Origin of the sequence: Cronobacter dublinensis subsp. dublinensis LMG 23823 (assembly GCF_001277235.1) — a bacterium.
GTDB classification, from domain to species: domain Bacteria; phylum Pseudomonadota; class Gammaproteobacteria; order Enterobacterales; family Enterobacteriaceae; genus Cronobacter; species Cronobacter dublinensis.
This window is the reverse complement of record NZ_CP012266.1, coordinates 3,567,977-3,593,671: the sequence shown is the minus strand read 5'-3', so window position 1 is coordinate 3,593,671 and position 25,695 is coordinate 3,567,977. Positions and strand designations below refer to the sequence as shown.

Sequence of the window (25,695 nt, the reverse complement as noted above, 5' to 3'; positions counted from 1 at the left end):
TCCGGGTCTGCGGATTACTGAGCAAGGGTGAGGGAGAACTCTCACCCTTTTTACATCTGAGGTTTTATGGCTGTTGTGATTACAGACGCCTGGCGCAGCCGCTTTGGCGGTACCGCGCGTTTATATGGCGAAGCGGCGTTGCAGCTTTTTGCTGATGCGCATGTATGCGTGGTCGGCATCGGCGGCGTCGGCTCATGGGCGGCGGAAGCGCTGGCGCGTACTGGCATCGGCGCGATAACGCTTATCGATATGGATGACGTTTGCGTCACTAATACCAACCGTCAGATCCATGCGTTGCGCGACACGGTCGGGCAGGCGAAATCAGACGTGATGGCCGGGCGTATTCGCCAGATTAACCCGGAGTGCCGCGTTACCGTTATCGATGATTTCGTCACCGCCGATAACGTGGCGCAATACCTGAGCGCCGGGTTCAGCTATGTCATTGACGCTATCGACAGCGTGCGGCCCAAAGCGGCGCTGATCGCATACTGCCGTCGCAATAAAATCCCGCTGGTGACCACAGGCGGCGCGGGCGGACAAATCGATCCGACGCAGATCCAGGTCAGCGATCTGGCTAAAACCATTCAGGACCCGCTGGCGGCGAAACTGCGCGAGCGCCTGAAAAGCGACTTCGGCGTAGTGAAAAACAGCAAAGGCAAGCTCGGCGTGGACTGCGTGTTCTCCACCGAAGCGCTGGTTTACCCACAGGCGGATGGCTCGGTGTGCGCGATGAAAAGCACGGCGGAAGGGCCGAAACGCATGGACTGCGCCTCCGGCTTTGGCGCGGCGACGATGGTAACCGCCACGTTCGGGTTCGTGGCGGTGTCGCATGCGCTTAAGAAAATGATGGCGAAAGCGGCCCGCAGCGCCGGGTAATCAGACGCTGCGGGCAATGTCCTGAACGGCCTGCGCCAGCGCGGCCAGCCCCTGGCTGCGCGAGGCGCTGAGCTGGGCGCGCAGCCCTAACTCGTCAAACAGCGCCAGCGGATCGTGCGCCTGCAATTGCTGCGCTGTATTGCCTTCCACGGCGGTGAGCAGGACCGCCAGCAGCCCGCGCACGATGCGTCCCTCGCTGTCGCCAAAGAAGTGCAGGCTGCCGTCGGGGCGCTTTTCATAACCGAGCCAGACCCGGTTTTCGCAGCCGGGGATCTCCATCGCCTGCTGCTTTAACGTCTCTGGCAGCGCCGGAAGCTGTTTGCCCAGCAGAATAAGCTGGCGATATTTATCTTCCCACTGCGTTAACGGGCCAAACGTCTGGCGCAGCGTGTCGGGCGTTACTGTGATGCCGAACGGATGTCCGGCAAGAGATGCAGTCGTCATTTAATCCACCAGTATATCCAGCGCGCGGTCGATAGCGGCGATGAGCGCCTCGACGTCGCGTTGCGTGTTGTAAGGCGCGAACGAGGCGCGCAGCGTGCCGCTGACGCCAAGCGCCGCCAGCAGCGGCTGCGCGCAGTGTTGCCCGGCGCGCAGCGCGATACCCGACCCGGCAAGCAGCGTCACCAGATCGCTGTGGTGCACGCCTGCGAAATCAAACGCCAGCACGCTTGAATCCTGACAGCGGAATGAGCGAAAGCCGGGCCGCATTGACAGTTGCGCTTCGGCAAGCGTCGCGAGCCCACGGCTATAGCGCTCGGCTTGTTCCAGATCGATCTCCTCAAGCCAGGCGAGCGCGGCGCTCAGCCCAATCACGCCTGCGACGTTCGGCGTGCCGGCCTCGAAGCGATAAGGCACCGGCTGGGTTTTAAAACCGTCAAACGAGACCTCGGTGACCATTTTCCCGCCGCCGAGCCAGGGAGACATCTGCTCAAGCAGCGCGGTTTTGCCATACAGCACGCCGATGCCGGTCGGGCCATAAAGTTTGTGGCCGGAGAAGGCGTAGAAATCGATGTCCAGCGCCTGCACATCCGGCGGGCAGTGAACCACGCCCTGCGCGCCATCGACCACTACCACCGCATCCGCGGCATGGGCGAGCGCGATGGCGCGGGCGAGATCCGGACAGCCGCCGGTGACGTTGGACATCTGGCCCAGCGCCAGCAGACGCGTGCGCGGGGTAATCAGCGAGGGCAGCGCCGCGATATCGGGCAGGTAATCGGCGCCAAGCGGGAGTTTAACGACCGTCGCGCCGGTCTGCTCGGCCACCATCAGCCACGGCACCAGATTGGCGTGGTGCTCCGCTTCGCTGACGATGATTTCATCGCCGGGCGCAAGGCGAGGGCGAGCGTAGCACTGGGCGATCATGTTGATGGATTCGGTCGTGCCGCGCGTCCAGACGATATCGCGGCTGTCCGGCGCGTTAATGAAACGCGCGACGCTTTCACGGGCGGCTTCATAGCGCGCGGTGAGGCGCTGCGCTTCGGCAAACTGGCTGCGGTGGACATTCCCCGCGCTCAGCGAATAAAACTGCTGGCTGGCTTCAATCACGGCCAGCGGTTTAAGCGCCGTGGCGGCGCTGTCGAGATACACGGCGTCGGTCAGCGAAGGGAACTGCGCACGAAACACGACAGGACTAAATGCTTTCATGATACTCCTCTTTCCAGTCTTGCGATCGTCGCCCATTTAACGCCCGTAAACAAGGTCATTGATAACCATCGGATAAGTCTGTTTATTCTGGCAAACGGATGAAAGCAGGTTATGCTGAATAGTGTTAGGTGAATATTTCAGCCTGTTAGCAGACAAAGTTTACATAGCATTAAACTCTAAAGGAGAAGAACCATGAATAAACTTGCCGCTGTAGTATCAGCATGTATGATGACTTTTGCTCTGAGCGCCTGTTCCGGTCCTAACTATGTGATGCACACCAATGACGGTCGTTCGATTGTGACCGACGGGAAACCGAAAACTGACGATGATACCGGCATGATCAAATATAAAGATGCCAACGGTAACCAGCAGCAGATCAACCGTACTGACGTGAAAGAGATGGTTGCGCTGGAGAAATAATCGCGCAGGCAAAAAAAAGCACCGCAAAGTGCGGTGCTACATTAATCACTATGGACAGACAGGGTAAATGTACAGGAAGTGAAAAGAGTAGCGTAGCTACGATGGTCTGAATCGCAGACCAAATGCAAACACAACAACACAACATCACAACCGTAAGCCAAAAGCCCTCCAGAACTCTCATTCCTAAAGACTTTTCGTTCCGGCTCAGGAAGTGCCGCCACTATAGGTATTTGCTGGTAGTTCCTCAACGGACAAATTATAATGGCTCAGATAAAAAAAACTAATGGGTGACGACTTGTTTCTCGTTTGTTAATACGCATTTACACATAAGCCAAACATCATGTCCAAGCGATTACCGCCGTTAAACGCATTACGTGTTTTTGATGCTGCCGCGCGCCATTTAAGCTTCACGAAAGCTGCCGAAGAGCTCTTTGTCACCCAAGCTGCCGTCAGCCATCAGATAAAATCATTAGAAGATTTTCTTGGGCTGAAACTATTCCGTCGACGCAACCGTTCTCTTCTGTTAACCGAAGAGGGGCAGAGCTATTTTCAGGACATCAAAGAGATATTCTCCCAGCTGACGGAAGCGACGCGCAAGCTGCAGGCCCGCAGCGCGAAAGGCGCGCTCACCGTCAGCCTGTTGCCAAGCTTTGCTATCCACTGGCTGGTGCCGCGGCTGTCGAGCTTTAACAGCAGCTGGCCGGGCATCGACGTGCGTATTCAGGCGGTAGACCGGCAGGAAGATAAGCTTGCCGACGATGTGGACGTGGCGATTTTCTATGGTCGCGGCAACTGGCCGGGGCTGCGGGTGGAGAAACTCTACGCCGAATATCTGCTGCCGGTCTGTTCGCCGCTGCTGCTCACGGGCGATAAGCCATTAAAAGCGCCGGAAGATTTAGCCCGCCACACGCTTCTGCATGACGCGTCACGTCGCGACTGGCAAACTTATACGCGCCAGCTTGGTCTTAATCATATTAATGTCCAGCAGGGGCCGATTTTCAGCCACAGCGCGATGGTGCTGCAGGCGGCCATTCACGGCCAGGGCGTGGCGCTCGCCAACAATGTCATGGCCCAGACGGAAATCGAAGCAGGCCGCCTGGTCTGCCCGTTCAATGATGTGCTGGTGAGTAAAAACGCCTTTTATCTGGTTTGTCATGACAGCCAGGCAGAACTGGGTAAAATAGCGGCCTTTCGGCAATGGATACTGGCGAAAGCGGCGAGCGAGCAAGAAAAATTCCGTTTTCGCTATGAACAATAACGATGATTCGCGCGCGTCTGGCGCGCCTTACTGTAGGGTTACATCATGACCAGCCGTTTTATGCTGATTTTTGCCTCAATCAGTGGCTTTGTTTTCGTTGCGCTGGGCGCTTTTGGCGCGCATGTATTACGCCAGACCCTCGGCGCGGCTGAGATGGGCTGGATACAAACCGGCCTTGAATATCAGGCGTTTCATACGCTCGCGATTTTTGGACTGGCGGTCGCGATGCAGCGGCGCATCAGCATTTGGTTTTACTGGAGCAGCGTGTTCCTGGCGCTCGGCACGGTGCTTTTTAGCGGCAGCCTCTACTGTCTGGCGCTTTCACATCTGCATTTATGGGCCTTCGTTACGCCGGTCGGCGGCGTAAGTTTTCTGGCCGGTTGGGTATTAATGTTAATTGGCGCGGTGCGTCTGAAGCGTAAAGGTTCGGTTCATGAATAAGGTCATTTTGTACTGCCGTCAGGGTTTTGAGAAAGAATGTGCGGCAGAGATAACCGACAAAGCAGCGCAGCAAGGCTTTTTTGGTTTCGCCCGCGTGAAAGAAAACAGCGGCTATGTGATTTTCGAATGCTATCAGGCTGAAGAGGCCGATAAGCTGGCCCGCGAACTGCCGTTCAGCTCGCTGATTTTTGCCCGCCAGATGTTTGTGGCAGGCGAGCTTTTACAGAATCTGCCGCCTGAAGATCGCGTTACGCCGATTGTCGGCATGTTGCAGGGCGTCGTGGAGAAGGGCGGCGAACTGCGGGTTGAAGTGGCGGACACCAACGAAAGCAAAGAGCTGATGAAGTTCTGCCGCAAATTCACCGTTCCGCTGCGCGCCGCGCTTCGCGAAGCATCCATTCTGGCGAATTTCGAAACCCCTAAACGCCCGGTGGTGCATGTGTTTTTCATCGCGCCGGGCTGCTGCTACACGGGCTATTCCTACACTAATAACAATTCACCGTTTTACATGGGCATTCCGCGCCTGAAGTTCCCGGCGGATGCGCCAAGCCGCTCGACGCTAAAGCTTGAAGAGGCGTTTCATGTGTTTATCCCGGCGGATGAGTGGGATGAGCGCCTGGCTAACGGGATGTACGCTGTGGATCTGGGCGCATGCCCTGGCGGCTGGACGTATCAGCTGGTGAAACGCAACATGTGGGTGTCATCTGTCGATAACGGCCCGATGGCGCAGAGCCTGATGGATACCGGCCAGGTGACGTGGCTTCGCGAAGACGGCTTTAAATACCGCCCGACCCGCAGCAATATCACCTGGATGGTGTGCGACATGGTGGAGAAGCCTGCCAAAGTGGCGGCGCTGATGGCGCAGTGGCTGGTGAACGGCTGGTGTCGCGAAACCATTTTCAACCTCAAGCTGCCAATGAAAAAGCGCTATGAAGAGGTGTCGCAGAATATCGCCTCGATTCAGGAGCAGCTCGACGCGCACGGCATTAACGCGCAGATCCAGGCGCGCCAGCTCTATCACGACCGTGAAGAAGTGACCGTTCACGTGCGCCGCTGGTGGGCCGCCGTCGGCGGGCGTCGCGACGAGCGATAAAGGCGCGCGTGGCGGGAGCGCAGCGTTTATCCGGCCTACATTTTTAAATGGCGGGTGCGCTGCGCTTACCCGCCCGAGGATAGTTATCCTGGTTTGTGTAGGGCGGGTAAGCGTGAGCGCACCCGCCTTTTTAATGCCCCTGAACTACCCCTTCAGGCGCAGCTGCTGCAAATTCCCGTCGAGCTGTAAATCGGTCTTCAGCGTCGCCACCTGGCGGCAGATAAACGCGCTTTCGCGATGCGCCTCAAGCTTTTTACGCCACTTCTCCGGCACTTCATCGAGCCGCTGGTAGAGCGATTCCAGTGTACCGAAATCATTAATCAACTGCGTGGCGCTTTTCGGTCCGATCCCCGCGACGCCCGGAATTTTCGAGCTGCTTATCCCGGCAAGCCCCCAGAAATCCGCCAGTCTCTCTGGCGCGACGCCATATTCACTGGCGATAAACGGCGCATCCAGCCAGCGTTTCTGAAAGTAGTCGCGAATGCGAATTTCCGGGCGCAGCAGCTGGCAATAGCCCTTGTCGGTGGACACGATGGTCGCTTCATGGCCTGCGGCGGCCACCTTCACGGCGAGCGTAGCGGCGAGATCGTCGGCCTCGTTGCCTTCGACATGCCAGCAGGGAACGCCGCGGAGGGTAAACGCCTCGCGCAGCGCGGGCATTTCCTGATGGAGATCGTCAGGCATCGGCGGGCGTCCGGCTTTGTAATCGGGCAGGAGCTGATGACGCCAACCCTGCGCGCGGGCTTCATCATCAAACACCGCGACGGCATGCGTCGGCTGGCTGTTGCCCAGCAGTTGCTCCAGCGCATGCAGGCAGGTATCGACACACGGTGTTCCCTGCACCGCGTGTATGCGGCGGATGAGGTTGAGCGCATCGACAATCAGCAAATGAACAGGCATGGCGGCTTACCTTGCGAACGTAAGAAGCCGTTACCGTAACATTTTCGGTTAATGCTCACCAGAAAGGGGAGCGGATTCAGGAAGATAACGCGCAAAAAAACGCCCTGCGAACAGGGCGGAGAGAGTAAGTTAATCGCAGGCGACCACTTTGACCGCAAGCCCCCCGCGAGACGTTTCGCGGTAGCGGGCGTTCATGTCTTTGCCGGTTTCGAACATGGTTTCGATGACTTTATCGAGGCAGACGCGCGGTTCGCTGGTGCGGCGCAGCGCCATACGCGCGGCATTGACGGCTTTCACCGAGGCAATCGCGTTGCGCTCGATGCACGGTACCTGTACCTGGCCCGCGACCGGGTCGCAGGTGAGGCCGAGGTTATGCTCCATGCCGATTTCCGCCGCGATGCAAACCTGCGCCGGGCTGCCGCCAAGCAGCTCCGCGAGACCTGCCGCCGCCATCGAACAGGCGACGCCCACCTCACCCTGGCAGCCTACTTCGGCGCCAGAGATGGACGCGTTCATCTTATAGAGTGAGCCAATCGCGCTCGCCACCAGCAGGTAGCGCGCCAGCGAGTTAGCATTCACTTCGCGGATAAACTTGTCGTAGTACGCGAGCACGGCCGGAACAATCCCGCAGGCCCCGTTGGTGGGTGCGGTAACGACGCGACCGCCTGCGGCGTTCTCTTCGTTAACCGCCAGCGCGAACATGTTAATCCAGTCGACAACGTTCATCGGGTCGGCGTCGGTTTTGTCGTGGCTGACCAGCATACGGCGCAGCGCGGCGGCGCGACGCGGAACGCGCAGCTTACCGGGCAGGACGCCTTCGGTCGTGGTGCCGCGCTCAATGCCGCCGCGCATGACGTCCCACACCTGCGTGAAATGCGCTTCCAGCGCTTCTTTGCTGTGCAGCGCCAGCTCGTTTTTCATCATCAGGCCGGAGAGCGAGAGCCCGGTTTCACGGCAGTGACGCTGAAGATCCGCCGCCGTTTTGTACGGGTACGGGACCGGCGTGGTAGAGGTTTGCGTCTGGCCGAAGTGCGCTTCGTCGACGATAAAACCGCCGCCGATGGAGTAATACGTCTGGCTGTAGATCACCTCGTCGTTCGCGAGCGCCGTGATACGCATACCGTTTTCGTGCAGCGGCAGGTTATCAGCATGGAAATTCATGCATTGATCAACCGGGAACGCGACTTCATGCGCGCCACCGGCAAGCATCAGGCGGCTGTGCGTATTGACGTCCTGAATAAAACCCGGGATAGAGTCGATGTCGACAGTGTCCGGCAGGTTGCCGGCGAGACCCATAATAATGGCGATATCGGTGTGGTGGCCTTTGCCGGTCAGCGACAGGGAGCCGTAAACATCCACCACCACTTTGGTGACCTTCTCCAGCAGGCGCTGCGCGATAAGGTCATCGGTAAACTGTTTGCCCGCTTTCATCGGCCCTACGGTATGGGAACTGGATGGACCAATACCGATTTTGAAAATATCAAAAACGCTGATCATGATGCATTCCGTCGAATAAATAACTGGGAAGGGCTCGCGCCGCCGGGCGGCGGCGCGGATAGAGGATTAGCTGAAGAGCGAGTAGAAGATAGCGGAGATAGCGATAAGACCCATCAACGTTACGAAAACGTTGCTGACGTGGCCGCTGTATTTACGCATGGCCGGGACTCGCGCAATCGCGTACATCGGCATCAGGAACAGGATCATCGCGATAATCGGGCCGCCCAGCGTTTCGATCATGCCGAGGATGCTCGGGTTCAGCGTGGCAACAATCCAGGTGGTGATCAGCATGAACAGCGCGGTGATGCGGTTCAGTTTGTTCACTTCGATGGTTTTGCCACGGCCGCGCAGCGATTTAATCACCATGCCGTTAAAGCCTTCACGCGCGCCCAGGTAGTGGCCGAGGAAGGATTTGGTGATGGCGATGATAGCGATAATCGGGCCCACCCAGGCGATAACCGGCACGTTGAAGTGGTTAGCCAGGTAAGAAAGAATCGTGATGTTCTGTGCTTTCGCTTCCGCCAGGTTTTCCGGGGTCAGGCTCAGTACGCAGCTGAACACGAAGAACATGACGGTCACGACCATCATGATGTGCGCGTAAGCCAGGATGCGGGAGCATTTTTTCTCAGCTTCAACACCGTACTCTTCACGTTTCGCCACGGCGAAAGCGGAGATGATCGGCGAGTGGTTGAAGGAGAACACCATGACCGGGATCGCGAGCCACAGGGTCATCAGCAGACCGTTACCCGTAGAGGCGTGGCTGAAAGAGAGGGTTTCCAGCGCAGCACCGCTCCAGTTCGGGATCAGGAAGCAGGCCATCAGCATCAGCACGGCCACGAACGGGAACACCAGTACGCTCATCGCTTTCACGATCATATGCTCGCCGAAGCGAACGATGGTCATCATGCCGATGATGAGGATCAGCGACAGGATAGCGCGCGGCGGAGACGCCAGACCCAACTGGTGGGTAATAAAGCTGTCAACGGTGTTGGTGATAGCCACGCTGTACATCAGCAGGATCGGATAGATCGCGAAGAAGTAGAGCAGGGTGATGACTTTACCTGCGCCGACGCCGAAGTGTTCTTCCACGACTTCGGTGATATCCTCGCCCGGATTTTTACCGGAGAGAACAAAACGGGTAAGGGCGCGGTGCGCGAAGAAGGTCATCGGGAAGGCGAGGATCGCCATGATAATGAGGGGGATAAGGCCGCCTACGCCTGCGTTGATTGGCAGGAAAAGCACGCCTGCGCCAATCGCCGTGCCATACAGGCCAAGCATCCACATGGTATCGGTTTTGCGCCACGCGCCGCTCTTCGCCGCGGTAGCCATGTTGCCGGTTTGAGTCGTTTCCATCTGTGTATCTCCTGGAGGAAGCAAAAAATCGAACTTAATAGTTACATTCGATAAAATATCGACGAACTGTAAAACTAAATTCTGTTTAGGGCGCTTTTTTTATAATTTTTTCCCGAAACTATGGCGGGGCGAAAGATACATTCATGCACTGAATCCTTCAGTGATCCCGATCTCAAATGCAATAATCCACTTTTTTATCAGGCGATTTTTAGATCATAACACTGGCTTTCAGTGCGAGGTCGGCATTAATGCGCGCAGAGCCTGCCATTGACGGCAGATGAGGTAAATAGACGCGGATCAAATCATTAATAACTTTCTGGAAAAAGAGAGGAAAACAGCACACTGAAATTCTTTTGGAGAAATTTCCAGGATTATGCGCGGTGAAATTTAGAGCGCAAACGATTCGCGCAGGCAGAAGAAGATAAAAAAAGCGGCCCGCAGGCCGCCTGATATCAGGTGCAGATTTCGTAACAGGGAATGTAAGCGGAGCCCGGCAGCTTCATGCGATGCTGGGCGACGAAGCCTTGCAGCAGGTCGTCCATGCGCTTCATCATCTGCGCATCACCATGAATTTTATAACGTCCGTACTGTTCAATCGCTCTGATGCCTACTTCTTTCACGTTACCCGCCACGATGCCCGAGAAGGCGCGACGCAGATCGGCGGCCAGAATTTCCGTCGGTTGATCGGGGTAAAGTTTCAGGTTCGCCATGTTTTCGTGGGTCGGCTCAAAGGGCACCTGGAGATCCGGCGAAATGCGGATAGACCAGTTGAAACTGTAGGCATCGCCGGTTTCACGACGGCACTCTTTCACGAGCGGCATCGCTTTTTTCATTTCGCGCGCCACTTCCGCCGGATCGTCGATGATGACCCGGTAATGGCGGCGGGCCTTCTCACCGAGGGTGTTGACGATAAAATCGTCCAGCACGCGGAAATAGTCGGCGCTCTCTTTCGGACCGGTCAGGATGAGCGGCAGCACCTGTTCCGCGTTGTGCGGGTTCATCAGAATGCCGAGCAAATAGAGCAGCTCTTCCGCCGTGCCGACGCCGCCCGGGAAGATAATGATGCCGTGAGCGATACGCACGAACGCCTCAAGACGTTTTTCGATATCGGGCATGATGACAAGCTCGTTCACCAGCGGGTTCGGCGGCTCGGCGGCGATAATTGACGGCTCGGTCATGCCGATAAAACGCCCTTCTTTATAGCGCTGTTGGGCGTGACCGACAGCCGCGCCTTTCATCGGCGCTTCCATCGCGCCCGGTCCGCAGCCGGTACAGATATTCAGCTCTCGCAGCCCAAGCTGGGTGCCGACGCGACGGGCGTAGAGATATTCAGTTTCGTTAATGGAGTGACCGCCCCAGCAGACCACCATATTCGGCGCTTCGCCCACGTGCAGCGCTTTCGCGTTGCGCAGGATAGAAAAGACCAGATTGGTGATGTGGATGGAATCGGTAAGATTGAGGTGCTGAAAACGCCCGGCGTTATGGATTTGCCCGTTGACGAACAGAATGTCGCGCAGCACCGCGAACAGGTTGGCCTGCAGCGAGCGGATAATTTGCCCGTCCACAAACGCCTCTTCCGGCGGGTTGATAAGCTCAAGCTTTACGCCGCGCTCGCGGCGCAGCACGTTGATATCGAAATTCTCAAAGCGCGACAGCAGCGTTTTGCTGTTGTCGGTCTGGCTGCCGGAATTGAGAACCGCAAGCGAACAGTTGCGAAACAGTTGATACAGGTCGCTGCTGGCCGTGCGCTTGAGCATGTCCACTTCCAGCTGCGACAGCAAGTCCATCGAGCCCAGCGGGCTAATATGTGTAATCAAGTAAGCTCCTTACGGGGCGATAAACGCCGCTCCCTCTGATTACAATAGCCCTGCCATGTGACATTTAACAACCCACCCCGCACCGCTCTTGTGACGGATTTGCGGGATGTTTAGCAATTACTGACGCGCCAGGCGCCCGGTTGCCGGTTGAAAGCTGCCGTTGCTGCGCCACGGATTGATATCCAGCCCGCCGCGACGGGTATAACGCGCATAGACGCTGAGCGCTTCCGGCTGACAGAAACGCTGGATGTCGTTAAAGATGCGCTCCACGCACTGCTCGTGGAATTCGTTGTGATGACGGAAAGAGACCAGATAGCGCAGCAGCTTTTCGCGGCAAATTTTCGGCCCGCGATAGTGGATCTGTACTGAGCCCCAGTCCGGCTGGTGCGTGATGAGGCAGTTGGATTTCAACAGATGGCTGACCAGCGTCTCTTCAACGTGTTCATCGCCTGCGGCACCAGAAAGCAGCGCGGCGTCAAAGTCGTAACTGGAGATAACGAGATCCTGGTTATCGATGCATTCGCCGTCAAAGCGCGCCACCGGCTCGCCTTCGACCTCATCAAGACGACGCAGCGTAACGGACACTTCGCCCTGGGCGCAGGCGCGTAAGTCGCGCTCAAGCGTCTCGCGCACGGCCTCAAGGCTTGCGAAGCGCGTCTGGTTAAAGCTGTTGAGGTAGAGCTTAAAGCTTTTCGATTCCACCAGATTGACGCTGGCGGCATTGATCTCCACCTGGCCTATGGCGACCTGCGGCAGACCATTCTGGTTAAGCCAGGAGAGCTCGTACATCGTCCAGATATCCGCGCCGTGAAAGGGCAGGGCGTCGGCGCGCAGGCCCAGCGGATCGCGGTTTAAGCTGCGCGGAACGGGCTGCAGCAAAGAGGCGTCGTAAATGTCGCGGTAATCCGTGGATTTGCCGAGCGTCAGGCCATCAAGCGCCTGATGATTTTCATAAGAATTCATGTGTCACCGTGATAATACAGGTACAATACAACGTTCAGTGTATCTTACCTGACCTGAAGAGAGAATCTGGTGGAAAACGACGTACAACAGGCGCTGGCAGCATTCAGCGCGCGTTATTGCGAAGCGTGGCGGCAACAGCGGGGCTGTCTGCCCGTCAGTGAAGAATATATCGGTATTTCGTCCCCGTGCATTGTATCTACCCACCCTGACGCGGTAGAGTGGCAACCTCGACCGTTTACGCCTGAGGATTCTCTGGGCGCGGTTGAGAAAGCGCTGGATATTGTGCTCCAGCCGGACGCTCACGCGTTCTACGCCAGTCAGTACGCGGGCGATATGGCCGCCCGCCACGGTGAGCTGACGTTGACGCTGCTACAGGCCTGGAGCCAGGACGATTTCCGCCGCGTGCAGGAAAACCTGATTGGCCACCTTGTCACGCAGAAGCGCCTTAAGCTGTCGCCCACGGTGTTTATCGCTACGCTTGACAGTGAACTGGATGTGGTCTCGCTGTGTAATCTTACCGGCGAAGTGGTGCGCGAAACCCTCGGCACCCGCCAGCGACGCGTGCTGGCGCCAGCGCTTAGCGCCTTTCTGAATCAACTCGACCCGCTGGTGTAATCCTTTTTCGCCTGCCCCCTTGTAAGAGATCTCTCACAAACCCTGTGAGAGATCGCCGTCAGTGTAAGGGGTTTCTTACCACGCCCCAAAATTAATCTTCTTATTATTCAATGTGCTGTGCGTAAAAGCTGCGCTTTTATTTGAAACTTATCTTAAATTGAACCTGTAAGCCGCCTTGTAAGTGCTCGCGTAATGCGAGATTCTATTCCTGCCGACACGGAGTGGCGCTGAAGTGAACATCAGGAAGATGGCGCTTCAAACAGGACACGCCGGAGGGCGATTCAGGGAAGGCTTCAGGATGAAGCGAAAGGACGGCGCAGGAGCGCTAAGGGACACCTCCAGGAAGGAGAACGTGAGCCGGTCAGGATTACCGGTGGGTCAGGATGATCAGGGACACGCATCGGGACGATGCACTATTAACATCAGGATGATGTGAGCAGGATGCGTAAAAGGATGTAAGGTCGCAAGACCACAGGAAAAGTTGTCACGGACGAGCAGGGAGCACCGAAAAGTAGCCGGACTGCTGCGAAACGAACCGGGAGCACTGTGTTATCACAGTGCTCCTTTTTTTATGCTTTTTTTTCTGACGCCCGGAAATGCTATGCTGCGCGCCCGGTTTTTTTGATTCACAGAGGTTGTTATGGAACGCCATCAACGGGTTCGCCAGCAGCTGCAGCGCGTCGAGCAAGTGTTGCGCCATCATCAGCAGTGGCAAAGCGCTGCGCCCCATTCCTCCGCGTTTGAAAGCACGCAGCCTTTTTGCATGGATACGCTTGCGCCATGCGAGTGGCTGCAATGGGTGCTGATCCCGCGCCTGCATGCGTTGCTGGACGCCGGTTCGCCGCTGCCGCAGGCCTTTGCTGTGGCGCCCTATTATGAGGTCGCGCTGGAGGCCAGCCATCCGGCCCGGGACGCCGTGCTCACTGTGCTGGTTGAACTGGATGCGCTGTTCGCAGGTGAAAGCCAGTGAGTCTTGAGATCCTCTGGCAAGATGAATGGCTGGTGGCGGTCAACAAGCCGTCCGGCTGGCTGGTACACCGCAGCTGGCTCGATCGCGACGAAAAAGTGGTCGTTATGCAGACCGTGCGCGATCAGATAGGCCAGCACGTTTTTACCGCTCACCGTCTCGACAGACCCACGTCCGGCGTCCTGCTGATGGGCCTGTCGAGCGAGGTCGGGCGGCTGCTATCGCAGCAGTTTGAACATCATCAGATCCAGAAGCGCTACCACGCTATCGTGCGCGGCTGGCTAACGGATAGCGCGGTGCTCGATTACCCGCTTGTAGAAGAGCTCGATAAAATCGCCGATAAGTTTGCGCGTCAGGATAAAGAAGCGCAGCCAGCGGTAACGCACTATCGGGGGCTTGCGACCACCACGCAGCCGGTGGCGGTCGGACGTTACGATTCGGTGCGCTACTCGTTAGTCGAGATGCTCCCGCAGACCGGGCGCAAGCACCAGCTGCGTCGTCATATGGCGCATCTGCGCCACCCGATTATCGGCGATTCGAAACATGGCGATCTGCGCCAGAACCGCGCTGCGGCGGAGCATTTCGGCTGCAACCGGCTGATGCTCCACGCCAGCGAGCTGGCGCTCACGCACCCTGTGACCGGCGAGCCGCTCGTTATTCGCGCTGGCCTTGACGATGTCTGGCGCCAGGCGCTCGCGCATTTTGACTGGCAGGCGCATCTCCCCGATTCCGTTGGGGTTGAGTTTCCCGGACCGAACCTTCAGGATGAAGGCAGTCTGCATTCACAAGGAGATTAAGCGATGGCGAACGTAGGGATTTTTGTCGGCACCATGTACGGTAATTCACTGCTGGTCGCGGAAGAGGCGCAAACGATCCTGAAAAAACAGGGCCACGAGGCTACGGTGTATGAAGACCCCGTTCTGGCCGACTGGGAGCGCTACAGCGACGGTTATGCGCTTATCGTCACGTCCACGACCGGCCAGGGCGACCTGCCGGACAGCATCGTTCCGCTCTATGAGGCTATCAAAGATAAGCACGGTCATCAGCCGACGCGGCGCTACGGCCTGATTGCGCTCGGCGACAGCAGCTACAGCCATTTTTGCGGCGGTGGCAAGAAATTCGACGCGCTGCTGCAGGAACATGTGGCGCAGCGTGTTGGCGAGGTGTTATACATCGATGCCGCAGACTATCCGGAGCCGGAAACGCTCTCCAGCCCGTGGGTCGAACAGTGGGGCGCGCTCCTCAACTAACCGGCGCGTCGGCGTACTGCATCGCGTTACGCCGACGCGTGGTTATTTGCCTGTAATGCGATGCGCTTCACGCGCCACATTATCCATCTCATCCAGTAATTCCAGCAGCTCCGGCTCCAGCTCGCTCGCATCAACGCCGCTTCGCAACTGATGCTCAATCAGCTGGCAGAGATTTTTAAGGCGCGGTACCCCGCTGTAGCCGCAACTGCCGTGCAGTTTATGGATAAGCTCAGTGAGCCCTTCCGGGTTTTCGCCCACCAGCTGTTCTTCTACGCGGTTGCGCACTTCCGGTAAAAACGCCAGCAGCATCTGGAGCATATCGCGCGCCAGGTCGGGCTTGTTCGCCGCCTGCCGCAGCGCCAGGCTCCAGTCGAGCGTGGCGCTGGTATCTACCACAGGCGGCGTAAGCGCTGGCGTGCTGGTGACCAGCGGCACCGCGTAGCCCGGCTGGTAGCGCAGCAGCAGCGCGCGCAGCTTCTCTTCTTCGATAGGCTTCGCCAGGTAATCGTTCATCCCCGCGCTCAGCAGCTTCTCTTTCTGCCCTGACATCGCATGGGCCGTCACCGCGATAATCGGCGTGTGCTGCTGTTGCGGCAGCTTGCGGATAAGCTCGCAGGCGTGGATGCCGTCCATGTCCGGCATCTGGATATCCATCAGAATTATATCGAACGGCTGCAGCGTGGCGCGCTCCACCGCCTGATGACCGCTGTCGCACAGCACTACATGTTGAACGATATCCTCCAGCAGCGCGCCGATAAGCTTGAGGTTGGCCGGGTTATCATCTACCGCCATGACCGTCATCGCCAGTTTACCCTGACTGCCTTCCGGCAGTTCGCGGGCGTGGATCTGGCGGCAATGCTCCAGCAGCAGCGGCAGCAGGCGAGTGGCGGTCACCGGTTTCAGCAGGCAGGCGCTGGCCCCCTCTTTTTTCAGCATTTCGGCGTTGATCTGGGCATGGCACGGCAGCGCCAGGATCAGGCAGTCGGTGAGCGTCGCCGCGCGTGCCAGCTGGTCGTGGCGCATCGTCAGCGGTTCGCGATCCGTCACCGGGGCGGCGTAGAGCAGAATGTCGTAATGCGCCTGCGGCAGCGTCGCCAGTTCCGGGCTGTAGACCACCGTCAGCGGTGTGTTGTCGAGCAGATCCCGCGTGCTTTTCGCCGCGGCTTCGTTCTTCTCGACATACGCCAGACGCATTCCCGCCAGCATGTCAGTGGCGTGGCGATCCACCAGCGCGTTGGGATTCAGGTCAAGGCTGATATGGAACCAGAACGTCGAACCGCGGTGCGGCTGGCTGTGGAACGAGATATCGCCGCCCATTTCGTTAACCAGTTTCTGGGTAATGACCAGCCCGAGCCCGGTGCCGCCGTGGCGGCGCGAAATGCTGGCGTCGGCCTGGCGAAACGCCTGAAACAGCCGCGACTGATCGCGCTCGGGAATGCCGATGCCGGTATCGCGGATTTGCACTTCAATTTGCACTTTGTTGTTACTGATGGCGCGCTTTTCGACCACGATGTCGATATTGCCGTGGTCGGTAAATTTAATCGCGTTGCCGACCAGATTGGTAATGACCTGCTGAAGACGCAGCGGATCGCCGATGACGTTATCCGGCACGTCGTGACGCACGCTTACCGTCAGTTCCAGCCCTTTATCGTGCGCGGAGTGCGCCAGCAGCGTCACCACCTCATCCAGCGTGTTGCGCAGCGGGAAAGGAATGCTTTCCAGCAGCAGCTTCCCGGCTTCCAGCTTCGAGAAATCAAGCACGTCGTTAATGATGCTGAGCAGATTATTCGCCGAGCGCTCAATGGTGTTGAGGTGATCGCGCTGAGTTGGCGTGAGATCGGTTTTCAGCGTCAGGCGGGTAAAGCCGATCACGCCGTTCAGCGGGGTGCGCAGCTCATGGGACATATTGGCGAGGAACTCAGACTTAATGCGCGCCGCTTCCTGGGCGCGCTTTTTCGCCAGATCCAGCTCGACGTTCTGGATCTCCATCTGCTCCAGCGTTTCGCGCAGATCCGACGTTGCCTGGTCGATATTGTGTTGCATCTCTTCGTGATACGCGGCAAGCGACATCGCCATTGAGTTAATGCCGTTTTTCAGCATATCCAGCTCGCCCAGCATAAAGCCCTCGACGCGGCTGTCGAGCTGGCCGCGGCGGATGCGGTCGACCGTATTGACCATGTTGCGGATAGGCGCTGTGACGTCGCGCATCAGACGCCAGGCGAACAGCACCGCGCAGGCCATACAAATCAGCATCATCAGCAGCGAAATCGCGATCTCCTGATACTGCTGAAGCCGCACCGATTTCAGATCCAGCTCCAGCGCCACATAGCCCAGCGTATTAGCGTTAAGCTTGGCGTCAGAGATTTCAGATTCATCAGGGGAATAGTGCTCGGACACCACCGGCGTGCGCAGGATCAGAATGTCGTCACGGCGCGTTACGCTAAGGCCAGTGGGCATCGCCGCGCCGTCTGCGAGCTGAAGCGCCGAAGGCTTAAGCTGATAATTAGACGTTACAAACAGTTTATTGTGGCGATCGTAAACCGAAATGGCGCGTACAATTTCCGAATGCCGACGATGCAGCACGCTGACTAACTGGCGCACCGACTCTTTATTTTGCAGGCTCATGCCATATTCGCTGGCGACAGCCAGCGGCTCGATAATGCTGGCGCCGGCGTCTTCCAGCTGACGCTGCAAATCATGATAGCGGTGCACAACGAAGAAAACGCTGAGCAGCAGGCCAATGATAAACGTGGGCGCCAGGATAAGAATCATCATCCGTGCCCGCAGGCTGTAGTTGGTCATGGGGTTCCGTTATGGGACAATCAGCGACATTCAGTTTATGTGAGAAATTTCCTGGCAATGGCGCAATTCTACTCTGCAAAGCGGCGCGTGACGACGCGTGAAATCATAACCGTGACGGCTGACGGCCTCGACGCCTTCGGGCAGGGGGTGGCGCGCCACCACGGTAAGGCGTTGTTTATCGCCGGTTTATTGCCGGGCGAGCAGGCGGAAGTCGTGGTGAGCGAAGAGAAAAAACAGTTCTCGCGCGGCGACGTCAAAAAGCGCCTTTCGCAAAGCCCGGAGCGCGTCACGCCGCGGTGCCCGCATTTTGGCGTATGCGGCGGCTGCCAGCAACAGCATGCGAGCGTCGACCTGCAACAGCGCAGCAAAGCCCAGGCGCTGGCGCGCATGATGAAGCATGAGGTCGACGAGATAATCAGCGGACCGGCGTGGGGCTATCGCCGTCGCGCGCGTCTGAGCTTGAATTTCCCGCCGCGCAAACCAGGCTTACAGATGGGGTTTCGCAAGGCCGGGTCGAATGACCTGGTGGATGTGCACCACTGCCCTATACTTGTGCCCCGTCTCGAGGCGTTGCTGCCCGCGCTTCGCGACTGCCTGAGCCGCCTCGACGGCGCGCGCCATCTCGGCCATGTTGAACTGGTCGATGCCGCCAGCGGTCCACTGATGGTGCTGCGGCATATGAAGCCGCTCAGCGCGGACGATCGCGAAAAACTGGAATGCTTTTCGCATTCCGAAGGCGTGGCGCTGTACCTTGCGCCTGAGAGCGATACCCTTGAGCAACTGAACGGCGACACGCCGTGGTATGAATCCAACGGCCTGCGTCTCACCTTCAGTCCGCGTGATTTCATTCAGGTTAACGACGCCGTAAATCAGCAGATGGTGGCCCGTGCGCTGGCGTGGCTCGATATTCAGCCCGGCGATCGCGTGCTGGATCTTTTCTGCGGCATGGGCAACTTTACTTTGCCGCTGGCGCGCCTGGCGGAAAGCGTCGTGGGCGTTGAGGGCGTTGCTGCGCTGGTGGCGAAAGGTGACTATAATGCCGGGATTAACGCCTTGAAAAATGTCACATTTTTTCAGCATAACCTGGAAGAAGACGTCACAAAGCAGCCGTGGGCGCGTCAGGGCTTCGACAAAGTGCTGCTCGACCCGGCGCGCGCGGGCGCTGCGGGCGTTATGCCACATATTGTGAAATTAAAACCGCGTCGGGTGGTCTATGTCTCCTGTAACCCTTCCACGCTTGCGCGTGACAGTGAGGCGCTGCTCGCGGCGGGTTATCGCACCGGAAGGCTGGCGATGCTGGATATGTTTCCACACTCGGGCCATCTGGAATCAATGGCGCTGTTTGAAAGAGATTAAGTAGTCAGGCCACCGCGCGGTGCGGGCAGGCTGGTCCCGAAAGGAGAGGACGATGGTTGCGGTAAGAAGTGCACATCTTAATAAAGCTGGCGAATTTGACCATGAAAAATGGGTGGCGAGCCTTGGTATCGCCAGTCAGCAGTCGTGTGAACGCTTAACCGAAACCTGGCGCTATTGCGAACAGCAGACTCAGGGCCATCCGCAGGCGGAACTCTTGCTCTGGCGCGGTGTGGAGATGGTGGAAATCCTCACCATGCTCAGCATGGATATCGATACGCTGCGCGCCGCGCTGCTCTTCCCGCTGGTGGACAGCGGCGTGGTGAGCGAAGACGTGCTGAAAGAGAGCGTCGGAAAATCAGTTGTCGGCCTTATCCACGGCGTGCGCGATATGGCCGCCATTCGCCAGCTCAAAGCCACGCATCACGACTCCGTCTCCTCCGAGCAGGTGGATAACGTGCGCCGCATGCTGCTGGCGATGGTCGATGATTTCCGCTGTGTAGTCATTAAGCTTGCCGAGCGCATCGCGCATCTGCGCGAGGTGAAAGACGCGCCGGAAGATGAACGCGTCCTGGCGGCGAAAGAGTGCACCAATATCTATGCGCCGCTGGCGAACCGCCTCGGCATCGGCCAACTCAAATGGGAGCTGGAGGATTTCTGCTTTCGCTATTTGCATCCGGACGAATACAAACGCATTGCCAAACTGCTGCACGAGCGGCGCATCGATCGCGAACACTACATCGACGAGTTCGTTACGCATCTGCGCACCGCCATGAAAGAAGAGGGCGTGAAGGCTGAAGTTTACGGGCGTCCTAAGCATATCTACAGCATCTGGCGCAAGATGCAGAAAAAGCATCTGGCCTTTGACGAGCTGTTCGACGTGCGCGCGGTGCGTATCGTCGCCGAGCGTTTGCAGGACTGCTACGCCGCGCTTGGGATCGTTCATACGCACTACCGCCACCTGCCGGATGAATTCGACGATTACGTCGCGAACCCCAAACCGAATGGCTACCAGTCTATTCATACCGTGGTGCTGGGCCCCGGCGGCAAAACGGTCGAGATCCAAATTCGCACCAAACAGATGCATGAAGAGTCTGAGCTCGGGGTTGCGGCGCACTGGAAATACAAAGAAGGCGCGGCAAGCGGCGTACGCAATGGCCACGAAGACCGCATCGCCTGGCTGCGTAAGCTTATCGCCTGGCAGGAAGAGATGGCCGATTCCGGCGAAATGCTCGATGAACTGCGAAGCCAGGTCTTTGATGACCGCGTGTACGTGTTTACCCCGAAAGGCGACGTGGTCGACCTGCCGGCGGGCTCCACGCCGCTCGATTTCGCCTACCACATCCACAGCGATGTCGGGCACCGGTGCATCGGCGCGAAAATCGGCGGCAGAATTGTGCCGTTTACTTATCAGCTGCAGATGGGCGATCAGATTGAAATCATCACCCAGAAGCAGCCGAACCCGAGCCGCGACTGGCTGAACCCGAACCTCGGCTATGTCGGCACGGGGCGCGCGCGCGCGAAAATTCACGCCTGGTTCCGTAAACAGGATCGCGACAAAAACATCATCGCCGGACGTCAGATCCTCGACGACGAACTGGCGCATCTTGGCATCAGCCTGAAAGAGGCAGAAAAGCATCTGCTGCCGCGTTACAACTTTAATGAAGTCGATGAACTGCTGGCGGCGATTGGCGGCGGGGATATTCGCCTCAACCAGATGGTAAATTTCCTTCAGGCGCAGTTCAACAAGCCCAGCGCGGAAGAACAGGACGCCGCCGCGCTGCGTCAGCTGCAGCAAAAAACCTATACGCCGCAGGGGCGCAACAGCCGCGATAACGGGCGTGTCGTGGTGGAGGGCGTTGGTAATTTGATGCACCACATCGCCCGCTGCTGCCAGCCGATCCCCGGCGACGATATCGTCGGCTTTATCACCCAGGGGCGCGGCATCTCCATTCACCGCGCCGACTGCGACCAGCTGACGGAGCTACAGTCGCACGCGCCGGAGCGTATCGTCGATGCGGTGTGGGGCGAAAGTTACTCCGCCGGGTATTCGCTGATAGTGCGAGTGACGGCGAATGACCGCAGCGGCTTGCTGCGCGATATCACCACGATCCTCGCCAATGAAAAGGTTAACGTGCTGGGCGTGACGAGCCGCAGCGATACCCGCCAGCAGCTGGCGACCATCGATATGGAAATCGAAATCTATAACCTCCAGGTGCTCGGCCGCGTGCTCGGTAAGCTTAACCAGGTCTCAGACGTTATCGACGCGCGCCGTCTGCACGGCGGCTGATGCGTCCGGCGGCGCGCGTGACATGCGCTGCGCTGCTTTTTTATTTTGCCTCCAGCGTGAGGCGCGCGGCGAACGCGTTTGTCGTCGCCACGCCTGTTTTTATAAGGATTTTCAATGACTCAGATCGACCGCCTGCTTGGCATCATGCAGCGCCTTCGCGACCCGCAAACCGGCTGTCCGTGGGATAAAGAACAAACCTACGCCACCATCGCCCCTTATACCCTTGAAGAAACCTACGAAGTGCTTGATGCGATTGCCCGTGAGGATTTCGACGATCTGCGCGGTGAGCTGGGCGATCTGCTCTTTCAGGTCGTGTTTTACGCCCAGATGGCGCAGGAAGAGGGGCGCTTTAACTTCGACGACATCTGCGCCGCTATCAGCGATAAGCTGGAGCGTCGCCATCCGCATATCTTCGGTGACGCCGCGTTCAGCGACAGCGCCGAAGTGCTGGCCAACTGGGAGAAAACCAAAAGCGCCGAGCGCGCGGAAAAGGCGCAGCATTCGGCGCTGGACGACATTCCCGAAAGCCTGCCGGCGCTGATGCGCGCCCACAAAATCCAGAAGCGCTGTTCTGCCGTCGGCTTTGACTGGACCTCGCTCGGCCCGGTTGTCGACAAAGTGCATGAAGAGATAGACGAAGTGATGCATGAGGCGCAGCAGGCCGTTATCGACGAGGCGAAGCTCGAAGAGGAAATCGGCGATTTACTGTTTGCGACCGTTAATCTTTCCCGCCATCTGGGCGCGAAAGCCGAAACCGCGCTGCAAAAAGCTAACCGTAAATTTGAACGGCGTTTCCGCCAGGTCGAGGCGATTATTCGCGCGCAGGGCCTGGAAATGACGCAGGCGAGCCTCGATCAGATGGAAGCTGCGTGGCAGATGGTTAAACGCCAGGAAATTGATAGTTAACGCTTTTTCACGGCAAGCGCTTGTTGTGGACAATTATTTCCAACAAGCGCTTGATTTGTGTCAAAAACATTTCTGAGAAAAGGGCTATTTTCTTGCGGCTTGGGTCTGGCGAGGCCAGCGGGAGTTCGTGCAGAATGAAAGTTTGTGACCCCCGACCTGTTCGGGTATACTACTTTCCCGTCCTGGTTATTCCATCGTCTTTAAACCTAACTTCTCAGGTTCAGCATGACAACGAACTATATTTTTGTGACCGGCGGGGTCGTTTCCTCTCTGGGTAAAGGCATTGCCGCAGCCTCCCTCGCAGCCATTCTTGAAGCCCGTGGCCTCAACGTGACCATCATGAAACTGGATCCGTATATCAACGTCGATCCGGGCACCATGAGTCCAATCCAACACGGGGAAGTGTTCGTTACTGAAGACGGCGCCGAAACCGATCTGGACCTGGGCCATTACGAGCGTTTTATCCGCACCCGCATGACGCGCCGCAACAACTTCACGACAGGTCGTATCTACTCTGAAGTTCTGCGCAAAGAGCGTCGCGGCGACTACCTGGGCGCCACCGTTCAGGTTATTCCCCACATCACTAACGCTATCAAAGAACGCATCCTTGCGGGCGGCGAAGGCCATGACGTCGTTCTGGTCGAAATCGGCGGCACCGTGGGCGATATCGAATCCCTGCCGTTCCTTGAAGCGATTCGCCAGATGGCGGTTGAAGTGGGCCGCGAGCACACCATGTTTATGCACCTGACGCTGGTGCCGTACATGGCGGCGGCAGGCGAGGTTAAAACCAAACCGACCCAGCACTCCGTTAAAGAACTGCTTTCTATCGGTATTCAGCCGGACGTGCTGATTTGCCGCTCCGACCGCGCTGTACCGGCCAACGAACGCGCCAAGATTGCGTTGTTCTGTAACGTTCCGGAAAAAGCGGTTATTTCTCTGAAAGATGTCGATTCCATCTATAAAATTCCGGGCCTGTTGAAATCGCAGGGGCTGGACGATTATATTTGTAAACGATTCAGCCTGAACTGTCCGGAAGCTAACCTGTCTGAATGGGAACAGGTTATTTATGAAGAAGCGAATCCGGCGGGTGAAGTCACTATCGGTATGGTCGGCAAGTACATCGAACTGCCGGACGCCTATAAGTCGGTTATCGAGGCGCTGAAACACGGCGGACTGAAGAACCGCGTGACCGTTAACATCAAGCTTATCGATTCGCAGGATGTAGAAACGCGTGGCGAAGAACTGCTGAAAGGGTTGGATGCCATCCTTATCCCTGGCGGCTTCGGTTATCGCGGCGTGGAAGGCAAAATCGCCACCGCGCGCTACGCCCGTGAAAACAATATTCCTTACCTCGGCATCTGCCTCGGTATGCAGGTGGCGATGATTGAATTTGCTCGTCATGTCGCCGGGATGGAGAACGCCAACTCCACGGAATTTGTGCCAGACTGTAAGTACCCGGTCGTGGCGTTAATCACCGAATGGCGTGATGAAAACGGTAATATTGAGACGCGCACTGAAAAGAGCGATCTCGGCGGAACGATGCGTCTGGGCGCGCAGCAGTGCCAGCTGTCAGACGACAGCCTGGTGCGCAAGCTTTATGGCGAACCTACGATTGTTGAACGTCACCGCCACCGTTATGAAGTCAACAATATGTTGTTGAAGCAGATTGAAGCAGCTGGCCTGCGCGTTGCGGGCCGTTCCGGCGACGATCAGTTGGTCGAGATCGTCGAAGTGCCGAATCATCCGTGGTTCGTCGCCTGTCAGTTCCACCCGGAATTTACTTCCACGCCGCGTGACGGGCACCCGCTGTTTGCAGGCTTCGTAAAAGCCGCCAGCGAGTATCAGAAACGCCAGGCGAAGTAAGCAGAGTTAGAACGGCAACGCGCGACTTTTTCGCGCGTTGTTTGTCTGGAGTTTTAGTTTAACTTGTACTGAGGAAAATCTAATGTCCAAAATCGTTAAAGTCATCGGTCGTGAAATCATCGACTCCCGTGGTAACCCGACTGTTGAAGCCGAAGTTCACCTGGAAGGCGGTTTCGTAGGTATGGCTGCTGCCCCGTCAGGTGCTTCCACTGGTTCCCGCGAAGCGCTGGAACTGCGCGATGGCGACAAATCCCGTTTCCTGGGCAAAGGCGTAACCAAAGCGGTTGGCGCGGTTAACGGCCCGATCGCTCAGGCTATCGTTGGCAAAGATGCTAAAGATCAGGCTGGTATCGACAAGATCATGATCGATCTGGACGGTACTGAAAACAAATCTAACTTCGGTGCAAACGCCATTCTGGCCGTTTCTCTGGCTGCTGCCAAAGCTGCTGCTGCTTCCAAAGGCATGCCGCTGTATGAGCACATCGCTGAACTGAACGGCACCCCGGGCAAATTCTCTATGCCGGTTCCGATGATGAACATCATCAACGGCGGCGAGCACGCTGACAACAACGTCGATATCCAGGAATTCATGATCCAGCCGGTTGGCGCTTCCAGCGTTAAAGAAGCTATCCGCATGGGTTCTGAAGTATTCCATCACCTGGCGAAAGTGCTGAAAGGTAAAGGCATGAACACCGCTGTTGGTGACGAAGGCGGCTACGCGCCGAACCTGGGCTCCAACGCCGAAGCCCTGGCTGTTATCGCTGAAGCGGTAAAAGCTGCAGGCTACGAGCTGGGCAAAGACATCACCCTGGCGATGGACTGCGCAGCATCTGAATTCTACAAAGACGGCAAATACGTTCTGGCAGGCGAAGGCAACAAAGCGTTCACCTCTGAAGAATTCACTCACTTCCTGGAAGACCTGACCAAACAGTACCCGATCGTGTCTATCGAAGACGGTCTGGACGAGTCTGACTGGGACGGTTTTGCATACCAGACCAAAGTTCTGGGCGACAAAATCCAGCTGGTGGGCGACGACCTGTTCGTGACCAACACCAAAATCCTGAAAGAAGGCATCGAGAAAGGCATCGCTAACTCCATCCTGATCAAATTCAACCAGATCGGTTCTTTGACCGAAACTCTGGCTGCAATCAAGATGGCGAAAGACGCTGGCTACACCGCGGTCATCTCTCACCGTTCTGGCGAAACTGAAGACGCGACCATTGCCGACCTGGCAGTAGGTACCGCTGCAGGCCAGATCAAAACCGGTTCCATGAGCCGTTCTGACCGCGTTGCTAAATACAACCAGCTGATTCGTATCGAAGAAGCGCTGGGCGAAAAAGCACCGTTCAACGGTCGTAAAGAGATCAAAGGCCAGGCATAATCG

22 protein-coding genes are annotated in these 25,695 nt (G+C 57.4%); 14 read left to right on the top strand and 8 right to left on the bottom strand.

Annotation, left to right across the window (positions count from 1 at the left end; all coding sequences use genetic code 11):
- Positions 1 to 66 precede the first annotated feature (66 nt).
- On the top strand, positions 67 to 876 hold the full coding sequence (tcdA, locus tag AFK67_RS16605; RefSeq protein WP_032991181.1) for a tRNA cyclic N6-threonylcarbamoyladenosine(37) synthase TcdA: 810 nt from the start codon (positions 67 to 69) through the stop codon (positions 874 to 876).
- On the opposite strand, the gene csdE is transcribed toward tcdA, so the two are convergent.
- Positions 877 to 1,320: a cysteine desulfurase sulfur acceptor subunit CsdE gene (csdE, locus tag AFK67_RS16600; RefSeq protein ID WP_007734984.1), complete on the bottom strand. Its 444-nt coding sequence runs from the start codon at positions 1,318 to 1,320 to the stop codon at positions 877 to 879.
- Positions 1,321 to 2,523 (bottom strand): cysteine desulfurase CsdA, encoded by a 1,203-nt coding sequence (csdA, locus tag AFK67_RS16595; protein ID WP_007734981.1) that lies wholly within the window; start codon positions 2,521 to 2,523, stop codon positions 1,321 to 1,323. It abuts the gene before it with no gap.
- Positions 2,524 to 2,715: 192 nt separating this feature from the next.
- On the opposite strand from csdA, the gene AFK67_RS16590 reads away from it, so the two are divergent.
- From AFK67_RS16590 to rlmM, 4 genes are all read left to right on the top strand, one after another.
- Positions 2,716 to 2,943, top strand: coding sequence for a YgdI/YgdR family lipoprotein (locus AFK67_RS16590; protein WP_004385389.1), 228 nt, complete (start codon positions 2,716 to 2,718; stop codon positions 2,941 to 2,943).
- 340 nt (positions 2,944 to 3,283) lie between these two features.
- Entirely contained in the window at positions 3,284 to 4,201 is a 918-nt protein-coding gene (gene gcvA, locus AFK67_RS16585) for a glycine cleavage system transcriptional regulator GcvA (protein WP_007734978.1), read from the top strand.
- A gap of 45 nt (positions 4,202 to 4,246) precedes the next feature.
- Positions 4,247 to 4,642, top strand: a complete 396-nt coding sequence (locus tag AFK67_RS16580) for a DUF423 domain-containing protein (protein WP_007734975.1) — start codon at positions 4,247 to 4,249, stop codon at positions 4,640 to 4,642.
- A complete protein-coding gene (gene rlmM, locus AFK67_RS16575; RefSeq protein WP_007734973.1) occupies positions 4,635 to 5,735 on the top strand; it encodes a 23S rRNA (cytidine(2498)-2'-O)-methyltransferase RlmM in 1,101 nt (366 codons plus the stop codon). Before AFK67_RS16580 ends, rlmM begins: the two co-directional genes overlap by 8 nt.
- A gap of 144 nt (positions 5,736 to 5,879) precedes the next feature.
- Here rlmM and xni read toward each other — a convergent pair whose 3' ends face one another.
- The 5 genes from xni to queF all read right to left on the bottom strand — a co-directional run bounded on the left by xni (position 5,880) and on the right by queF (position 12,265).
- Positions 5,880 to 6,635 carry a flap endonuclease Xni gene (xni, locus tag AFK67_RS16570; protein ID WP_007734971.1) on the bottom strand — a complete coding sequence of 252 codons (756 nt, stop codon included), beginning with the start codon at positions 6,633 to 6,635 and terminating at the stop codon, positions 5,880 to 5,882.
- 129 nt (positions 6,636 to 6,764) lie between these two features.
- Positions 6,765 to 8,132, bottom strand: a complete 1,368-nt coding sequence (locus AFK67_RS16565; RefSeq protein WP_007734969.1) for an L-serine ammonia-lyase — start codon at positions 8,130 to 8,132, stop codon at positions 6,765 to 6,767.
- A 66-nt stretch (positions 8,133 to 8,198) separates the two neighbouring features.
- Positions 8,199 to 9,485, bottom strand: a complete 1,287-nt coding sequence (locus tag AFK67_RS16560) for an HAAAP family serine/threonine permease (RefSeq protein ID WP_007734967.1) — start codon at positions 9,483 to 9,485, stop codon at positions 8,199 to 8,201.
- Between the two features lie 452 nt (positions 9,486 to 9,937).
- Positions 9,938 to 11,302, bottom strand: a complete 1,365-nt coding sequence (ppnN, locus tag AFK67_RS16555; RefSeq protein ID WP_007734960.1) for a nucleotide 5'-monophosphate nucleosidase PpnN — start codon at positions 11,300 to 11,302, stop codon at positions 9,938 to 9,940.
- A gap of 117 nt (positions 11,303 to 11,419) precedes the next feature.
- The gene (gene queF, locus AFK67_RS16550) at positions 11,420 to 12,265 is read right to left on the bottom strand and encodes an NADPH-dependent 7-cyano-7-deazaguanine reductase QueF (RefSeq protein WP_007734956.1); all 846 of its coding nucleotides are present in this window, start codon (positions 12,263 to 12,265) and stop codon (positions 11,420 to 11,422) included.
- 69 nt (positions 12,266 to 12,334) lie between these two features.
- On the opposite strand from queF, the gene syd reads away from it, so the two are divergent.
- From syd to AFK67_RS16525, 4 genes are all read left to right on the top strand, one after another.
- The gene (gene syd, locus AFK67_RS16545; protein ID WP_007734953.1) at positions 12,335 to 12,880 is read left to right on the top strand and encodes a SecY-interacting protein; all 546 of its coding nucleotides are present in this window, start codon (positions 12,335 to 12,337) and stop codon (positions 12,878 to 12,880) included.
- Between the two features lie 640 nt (positions 12,881 to 13,520).
- Positions 13,521 to 13,850 (top strand): YqcC family protein, encoded by a 330-nt coding sequence (locus AFK67_RS16535; protein WP_032967724.1) that lies wholly within the window; start codon positions 13,521 to 13,523, stop codon positions 13,848 to 13,850.
- Complete coding sequence (gene truC, locus AFK67_RS16530; protein ID WP_007734946.1) at positions 13,847 to 14,644, top strand: tRNA pseudouridine(65) synthase TruC; 798 nt, start codon at positions 13,847 to 13,849, stop codon at positions 14,642 to 14,644. The genes AFK67_RS16535 and truC overlap by 4 nt, the downstream gene beginning before the upstream one ends.
- 3 nt (positions 14,645 to 14,647) lie before the next feature.
- A complete protein-coding gene (locus AFK67_RS16525; RefSeq protein WP_007734944.1) occupies positions 14,648 to 15,097 on the top strand; it encodes a flavodoxin in 450 nt (149 codons plus the stop codon).
- Positions 15,098 to 15,139: 42 nt separating this feature from the next.
- Here AFK67_RS16525 and barA read toward each other — a convergent pair whose 3' ends face one another.
- Positions 15,140 to 17,899, bottom strand: coding sequence for a two-component sensor histidine kinase BarA (barA, locus tag AFK67_RS16520; protein WP_007734941.1), 2,760 nt, complete (start codon positions 17,897 to 17,899; stop codon positions 15,140 to 15,142).
- A gap of 57 nt (positions 17,900 to 17,956) precedes the next feature.
- Here barA and rlmD point away from each other — a divergent pair, with 57 nt between their 5' ends.
- The 5 genes from rlmD to eno all read left to right on the top strand — a co-directional run bounded on the left by rlmD (position 17,957) and on the right by eno (position 25,692).
- Positions 17,957 to 19,255: a 23S rRNA (uracil(1939)-C(5))-methyltransferase RlmD gene (gene rlmD / locus AFK67_RS16515; RefSeq protein ID WP_032967722.1), complete on the top strand. Its 1,299-nt coding sequence runs from the start codon at positions 17,957 to 17,959 to the stop codon at positions 19,253 to 19,255.
- Between the two features lie 52 nt (positions 19,256 to 19,307).
- On the top strand, positions 19,308 to 21,542 hold the full coding sequence (gene relA / locus AFK67_RS16510) for a GTP diphosphokinase (RefSeq protein ID WP_007734932.1): 2,235 nt from the start codon (positions 19,308 to 19,310) through the stop codon (positions 21,540 to 21,542).
- Positions 21,543 to 21,656: 114 nt separating this feature from the next.
- Positions 21,657 to 22,448, top strand: a complete 792-nt coding sequence (gene mazG, locus AFK67_RS16505) for a nucleoside triphosphate pyrophosphohydrolase (RefSeq protein ID WP_007734930.1) — start codon at positions 21,657 to 21,659, stop codon at positions 22,446 to 22,448.
- Positions 22,449 to 22,673: 225 nt separating this feature from the next.
- Positions 22,674 to 24,311: a glutamine hydrolyzing CTP synthase gene (pyrG, locus tag AFK67_RS16500; protein ID WP_007734928.1), complete on the top strand. Its 1,638-nt coding sequence runs from the start codon at positions 22,674 to 22,676 to the stop codon at positions 24,309 to 24,311.
- 82 nt (positions 24,312 to 24,393) lie between these two features.
- Positions 24,394 to 25,692, top strand: coding sequence for a phosphopyruvate hydratase (gene eno / locus AFK67_RS16495; RefSeq protein WP_007734927.1), 1,299 nt, complete (start codon positions 24,394 to 24,396; stop codon positions 25,690 to 25,692).
- The last annotated feature ends 3 nt before the right edge of the window (positions 25,693 to 25,695 follow it).

What these genes read in the sequence shown, in the direction of transcription:
- AFK67_RS16525 (WP_007734944.1), top strand. Translation starts at nt 14,648, where the DNA reads ATGGCGAACGTAGGGATTTTTGTCGGCACCATGTACGGTAATTCACTG.
- relA (WP_007734932.1), top strand. Translation starts at nt 19,308, where the DNA reads ATGGTTGCGGTAAGAAGTGCACATCTTAATAAAGCTGGCGAATTTGAC.
- csdA (WP_007734981.1), bottom strand. Translation starts at nt 2,523, where the DNA reads ATGAAAGCATTTAGTCCTGTCGTGTTTCGTGCGCAGTTCCCTTCGCTG.
- rlmD (WP_032967722.1), top strand. Translation starts at nt 17,957, where the DNA reads ATGGCGCAATTCTACTCTGCAAAGCGGCGCGTGACGACGCGTGAAATC.
- pyrG (WP_007734928.1), top strand. Translation starts at nt 22,674, where the DNA reads ATGACAACGAACTATATTTTTGTGACCGGCGGGGTCGTTTCCTCTCTG.
- xni (WP_007734971.1), bottom strand. Translation starts at nt 6,635, where the DNA reads ATGCCTGTTCATTTGCTGATTGTCGATGCGCTCAACCTCATCCGCCGC.
- AFK67_RS16580 (WP_007734975.1), top strand. Translation starts at nt 4,247, where the DNA reads ATGACCAGCCGTTTTATGCTGATTTTTGCCTCAATCAGTGGCTTTGTT.
- tcdA (WP_032991181.1), top strand. Translation starts at nt 67, where the DNA reads ATGGCTGTTGTGATTACAGACGCCTGGCGCAGCCGCTTTGGCGGTACC.
- AFK67_RS16535 (WP_032967724.1), top strand. Translation starts at nt 13,521, where the DNA reads ATGGAACGCCATCAACGGGTTCGCCAGCAGCTGCAGCGCGTCGAGCAA.
- rlmM (WP_007734973.1), top strand. Translation starts at nt 4,635, where the DNA reads ATGAATAAGGTCATTTTGTACTGCCGTCAGGGTTTTGAGAAAGAATGT.
- mazG (WP_007734930.1), top strand. Translation starts at nt 21,657, where the DNA reads ATGACTCAGATCGACCGCCTGCTTGGCATCATGCAGCGCCTTCGCGAC.
- queF (WP_007734956.1), bottom strand. Translation starts at nt 12,265, where the DNA reads ATGAATTCTTATGAAAATCATCAGGCGCTTGATGGCCTGACGCTCGGC.
- barA (WP_007734941.1), bottom strand. Translation starts at nt 17,899, where the DNA reads ATGACCAACTACAGCCTGCGGGCACGGATGATGATTCTTATCCTGGCG.
- gcvA (WP_007734978.1), top strand. Translation starts at nt 3,284, where the DNA reads ATGTCCAAGCGATTACCGCCGTTAAACGCATTACGTGTTTTTGATGCT.
- AFK67_RS16560 (WP_007734967.1), bottom strand. Translation starts at nt 9,485, where the DNA reads ATGGAAACGACTCAAACCGGCAACATGGCTACCGCGGCGAAGAGCGGC.
- eno (WP_007734927.1), top strand. Translation starts at nt 24,394, where the DNA reads ATGTCCAAAATCGTTAAAGTCATCGGTCGTGAAATCATCGACTCCCGT.
- AFK67_RS16590 (WP_004385389.1), top strand. Translation starts at nt 2,716, where the DNA reads ATGAATAAACTTGCCGCTGTAGTATCAGCATGTATGATGACTTTTGCT.
- AFK67_RS16565 (WP_007734969.1), bottom strand. Translation starts at nt 8,132, where the DNA reads ATGATCAGCGTTTTTGATATTTTCAAAATCGGTATTGGTCCATCCAGT.
- csdE (WP_007734984.1), bottom strand. Translation starts at nt 1,320, where the DNA reads ATGACGACTGCATCTCTTGCCGGACATCCGTTCGGCATCACAGTAACG.